Origin of the sequence: Brevundimonas sp., assembly GCF_013823285.1 — a bacterium.
Taxonomy (GTDB): domain Bacteria; phylum Pseudomonadota; class Alphaproteobacteria; order Caulobacterales; family Caulobacteraceae; genus Brevundimonas.
In genome coordinates this window covers 1-5,100 of sequence record NZ_PNLV01000141.1, presented here as the reverse complement: position 1 = coordinate 5,100, position 5,100 = coordinate 1, and the positions used below count along the sequence as shown (strand labels likewise).

Genomic DNA, 5,100 nt, shown 5'->3' with positions numbered 1-5,100 from the left:
AACGCCCTCAAGCAGCGAGGCTCCGCGAGCCGAGCGGTAGGGCAAGAAAGCAGCGAGGCCCCGCGGGCCGAGCGATAGGGCGCAAAAAACGCCCTCAAGCAGCGAGCCGCCGCGCGGCGAGCAATAGGGCAAAAAGGATGGAGGCCTGGCCTCCGAGTCGAACGGAGGGTCTGCGGATTTGCGATCCGCCGCGTCACCTCTCCGCCACCAGGCCGCATCGAGGACGATCTCCCTTACCGCGCCGCGGTTAACGGGCGGCGACCACAAAGGGTTAGCGCCGCGCATCATCCATGGCGACGGAGGGGCGAAAAGGCGGCGAAACCATGCTCTCCTTTCGCGCGCTTGTGATTGCGGGCCCCGGACGCGACGCGGTAAGCTTGCGGAATGAAAATTCGTCTTGTTCTCATTGGCCTGACCGCAGCCTGCGCCCCCCTGATCCCCGAACCGCCACGGGGCGGGCCGGCCCATGCGGCGCAGCCGGCGGCGGCGGCGGCCATCGCGACGGCGGCCGTTCAGCCCACGCCCTATGAGGATCAGTCCTTCGAGGGCTGGAAGCAGGGCTTCCTGGCCCGTCACGGCGGGGCCAACCGCGCCGCCTTCGAGCGCGAGCTGGCGGGGCTGTCCCCCGATCCCAGCGTCATCCGCCTGGACGGCAACCAGCCCGAGTTCAGCCGCCCCGTCGGCGCCTATGTCCAAAACGCCGTCAGCGCCCAGCGCATCAGTCAGGGCCGGGACCGCCTGTCGTCCGCGCCCGTGGCGGCCGAGCAACGCTACGGCGTGCCCCGCGAGATTCTCGTGGCCATCTGGGCGCAGGAAAGCGCCTTCGGCCAGGTCCAGGGGGACCACGACGTGATCCGCTCCCTGGCCACCCTGGCCCACGACGGTCGCCGCCGCGACTGGGCCGAGGAGCAGCTCAAGGAAGCCCTGACCATCATCGTCGAGGGCCGCGCCCCCCGCTCGCGCCTCAAGGGCTCGTGGGCCGGCGCCATGGGCCAGAGCCAGTTCATGCCCGACAACTATCGCCGCCTGGCCGTGGACGGCGACGGTGACGGCGTGGTGGATATCTGGAACTCGCCCGCCGACGCCCTGATGTCGGCCGCCAATCTGCTGGACAATGCGGGCTGGAAGCGCGGCCAGGGCTGGCACTACGAAGTGACCCTGCCCCGGGACTTCGACTACGCCCTGGCCGAGGGCGAGCGCCAGCCATGGTCGTACTGGGCCCAGCGCGGGGTGGTGCTCGCCCCCGGCGGGACGCCCAGCACGGCCGAACAGGCCGAGGGCGCGACCATCCTGCTGCCGCAGGGGGCCAACGGCCCGGCCTTCCTGGCCCTGCCCAACCACTACATCATCCGCCGCTACAACAACTCGGTGGCCTACGCCCTGGCCATCGGCATGACCGCCGACGGCATCGCCGGCCGCCCCGGCCTGGTCGCCGCCTGGCCGGACGAGGCGCCCCTGTCGCGGGACCAGCGGCTGGGCGCCCAGCGGGCCCTGGCGGCTGCCGGTTTCGACCCCGGCGGCATCGACGGCATCGTCGGCTCCGGCACCCGCCGCGCGCTGCGTGGATGGCAGCAGGCCAACGGCCTGACCCCCGACGGTCACCTCACCGCCGCCCTCGCCGACCGTCTGATCGCCGAACAGCGATAACCCGCTTGCCGGACCGGTCGAACACCGGCAGGACGAGCGGCGATGAGCGACCGTTCGATCCGAAATCTGGCCAACCTTCAGGCGTTTGGCTCCACCTCGCGGGTGCTGAATCTGCTGGCCGTCTGGCGCCGCCATGGCCGCACGGATGACTGGCGCAACAAGCCCCTGTTCCAGACCCCCGCCCTGAATCGGGGCCTGATCATCAAGCACCGCCTGCGTCGCGACGAGGTGGACCTGTTCCACGTCTATCGCCAGTCGGCCACCAAGGTGATCCTTCCCATCGACCTCGATGACCTGCGGCTGGGGGGCCGCTTCATCTTCGTCGGCCAGCGCAATTTCGACCGGGCCCTGCGTGAGCACTTCGGCGTGTCCGTGGACGAGCGCGACCTTGAGACCCTGCGCCTGATCGATCAGCTGCCCTCGCTGGACCCCTTCCTGCTGCGCGAACAAATCAAGCGCGCCGGCCTGGATGTGGCGCGCTGCTATTTCGAGCTGACCGAGGGCGACATGAAGCGCATGTTCAGCTTCGTGGAGAGCCAGATCGCCCCGCTCGTGGCCATGAGCATGACGGCCGAGGCCTCCCCAGCCCAGGCCCGCGCCACCGCCAATCTGGTGTCCAAGATCCTGTCCAACACCGACGGCGCCGGGATGCAGCCCCTGGGCGACACCCTCCAGCTGGCGCCCGAGCAGTACGCCGAGGGCGTGTTCTGCTGGAAAGGCTTCCTCTACTACAAATGGTCCGCCGCCACGGTGCTGAAGGAAGCCCGGGCGGTGGCCGACGCCATCGCCGCTATGCAGCCGATCGGTCCCATGGACACCGAATCCCGGATCTACGTCGAGCGCGGTCATCAGGTCCTCCGGCGAAAGATTCTCAAGACCTGCGAGACAGTGATCGAGACCCTGAAGATCTACGACCGCGCCTACGCCAGCCTGACCGAAGACGGCCGCCCGACCGCCTTTCGCGAGTTCCTGCTGGACGCACCCGGCATGTTCATCCGCTTGGGCGAACAGGTGGGGGCGGTGCGGCACATCGTCAGCTTCTGGAATTTCCGCTTCGCCCCCGGCGCCGCGCGCGTCTCGGTGGAGGAGTTGATCGACATCTTCATGGACTTCGAAACCAGCCTCGCCAGCCGCGAAATCATCGACTGACCGCCCTCAGGCCGCGAGCCGCCGCGCAGCGAGCATAGGGCCCCAATAAAGCCCTCAAGCAGCGCGGCGCCGCGCGGCGCGCGTTAGGGCAAGAATAAAGAAGCCCCCGCCGGCGGCTCAGGGAACCGGCGAGGGCTTCACCGCCACGCATCGGCATTGGGGGCGTCGATGCGTGAGGTTTCCGCGATCCCGTGGGGCGGGGCGCGAAACGCGAATGGCTCAGGCCCAGTGCATCTGGACCCGGTGGGCGGCGGCCCAGTGGATGGCGCGGATGGCGTCGCAGATGGCGTCGCCCGCGGCGCGGCAGCCCAGCTCACCGCCCAGGTCCGCCGTGACCGCGCCAGCGGCCAGCACCGCCGCCACCGCCGCCTCGATGGCGTCGGCCTCGTCCTCCAGCTTCAGGGAGTGGCGCAGCATCAGGGCCGCGGACAGGACCATGCCCACCGGATTGGCCAGGTCCTGCCCGGCGATGTCCGGCGCCGAGCCGTGGATGGGCTCGAACAGCCCCGGCCCCTCGGTGCCCAGCGAGGCCGACGGCAGCAGGCCGATGGACCCGCCCAGCACCGAGATCTCGTCCGACAGGATGTCGCCGAACATGTTCTCGGTCAGGATGACGTCATACTCGCGCGGCTTGCGGATCAGGTGCATGGCCATGGAGTCCACCAGGGCGTGCTCCAGGGTGATCTCGGGAAACTCCTCGGCATGGATGCGGGTGACCACCTCGCGCCACAGGCGGCTGGTCTCCATGACATTGGCCTTGTCCACCGAGGTGACCTTGCCGCGCCGCTGGCGGGCGGTCTGGAAGGCGGCGCGGGCCACTCGCTCGATCTCCTCCACCGAATAGACGCACAGGTCCGAGGCGGTGGTGTCGGTGCGGGTCTTCTCGCCGAAATAGATGCCGCCGGTCAGTTCGCGGAACACGATCAGGTCCACGCCCTCGACGATCTCCTTCTTCAGCGGCGAGCGGTGGGCCATCACCGGCGAGACCTGCAGCGGCCGCAGGTTGGCGTACAGGCCCATGGCCTTGCGGATGGCCAGCAGGCCTTCCTCCGGCCGCCGCTTGCCGCCGTCCCATTTGGGACCGCCCACGGCGCCCAGCAGCACCGCGTCGGCGGCCTTGCAGGCGTCCCGCGTCGCGTCGGGCAGGGGCTCGCCGGTGGCGTCGATGGCCGCCCCGCCGATCAGGTGCTCCTGATAGTTGAAGCGGTGACCGTAGAAGTCGCCGACGCAGTCCAGCACGGCGCAGGCGACGGCCGCGACCTCCGGGCCCACCCCGTCTCCGGGCAGCACGACGATGGTATGGTCCTGAAAGGGGGGCATCACGCGGTTTCCTGTTGTCGGCGTTCAAAGGCTTCGATGTCGGGCAGGCGGGCGGTCAGCCAGCCCATGGCGTCCACTCCGTCCAGAAGGCACTGACGGGCGAAGGACTCCACCCGGAAGGGCGTCGGCTCGGCGTTGCCCCGGCGGATGGTTTCGGCCTCCAGGTCGATGGTCACCGGCTGGTCCGGATGGGCGGCCAGATCGTCCCACACCGCCTGGCTGACCACCACGGGCAGCAGCCCGTTCTTCAGGGCGTTGGAGGTGAAGATGTCAGCGATAGACGTGGAGACCACCGCCCGGAAGCCATAGTCCAGCAGGGCCCACGGCGCGTGTTCGCGCGACGAACCGCAGGCGAAATTGTCCCCCGAGATCAGGATGCGGTGTTCCGCCGGATCGATGCGGTTCAGCACCGCCTCCGGCTTGACCGTTCCGTCGGACTCATAGCGCCAGTCGTGAAAAGCGTGCGCGCCCAGCCCCTCGCGGGTGGTGGTGGTCAGAAACCGGCCGGGGATGATCTGGTCCGTGTCGATGTTGGACTGGCTGAACACCACCGTGCCCGAGGTCAGCGTCTTCAGGGGCTCAGGCATGGTTCGTCTCTCCTACCGGCTCGCGCGCGGCGCTCGCCTGCTTGAGGGGCTCATCCCCCATGAACACCCGCGGGTCGGTCAGCACGCCCATGACCGCGCTGGCCGCGGCCGTGGCGGGACTGGCCAGGATGGTCCGCGCACCGGGGCCCTGACGGCCTTCAAAATTGCGATTGGAGGTGGACACCGCCAGCTGGCCCGGCCCCACCATGTCGCCGTTCATGGCCAGGCACATGGAGCACCCGGGGATGCGCCATTCGGCCCCCGCCTCGGTGAACACCGTGTGCAGGCCTTCCGCCTCGGCGTCGCGCCGCACGGCCTCGGAGCCGGGCACCACCAGCACCCGCACCCCCGGCTTGACCCGGCGGCCCTTCAGGATGGCGGCGGCCGCCCGCAGGTC

General features: G+C 69.6%; 5 protein-coding genes and 1 tRNA gene. 2 read left to right on the top strand and 4 right to left on the bottom strand.

Features of this window, described 5'->3' with window-relative positions; translation table 11 throughout:
- Positions 1-138 precede the first annotated feature (138 nt).
- Positions 139-214 (bottom strand) — tRNA-Cys (locus tag C0461_RS13355).
- Positions 215-384: 170 nt separating this feature from the next.
- Here C0461_RS13355 and C0461_RS13350 point away from each other — a divergent pair.
- Both C0461_RS13350 and C0461_RS13345 read left to right on the top strand, forming a co-directional pair.
- Positions 385-1,647, top strand: a complete 1,263-nt coding sequence (locus C0461_RS13350) for a lytic murein transglycosylase (protein ID WP_292107691.1) — start codon at positions 385-387, stop codon at positions 1,645-1,647.
- Between the two features lie 42 nt (positions 1,648-1,689).
- Positions 1,690-2,796, top strand: coding sequence for a hypothetical protein (locus C0461_RS13345; RefSeq protein WP_292107690.1), 1,107 nt, complete (start codon positions 1,690-1,692; stop codon positions 2,794-2,796).
- Between the two features lie 219 nt (positions 2,797-3,015).
- Here C0461_RS13345 and leuB read toward each other — a convergent pair whose 3' ends face one another.
- The 3 genes from leuB to C0461_RS13330 form a co-directional block, all read right to left on the bottom strand.
- On the bottom strand, positions 3,016-4,116 hold the full coding sequence (leuB, locus tag C0461_RS13340; RefSeq protein WP_292107689.1) for a 3-isopropylmalate dehydrogenase: 1,101 nt from the start codon (positions 4,114-4,116) through the stop codon (positions 3,016-3,018).
- A complete protein-coding gene (gene leuD, locus C0461_RS13335) occupies positions 4,116-4,703 on the bottom strand; it encodes a 3-isopropylmalate dehydratase small subunit (RefSeq protein WP_292107688.1) in 588 nt (195 codons plus the stop codon). Before leuD ends, leuB begins: the two co-directional genes overlap by 1 nt.
- Positions 4,696-5,100: aconitase family protein (locus C0461_RS13330; protein WP_292107687.1), on the bottom strand; the 405-nt coding region annotated here is incomplete at its 5' end. The genes leuD and C0461_RS13330, both read right to left, overlap by 8 nt.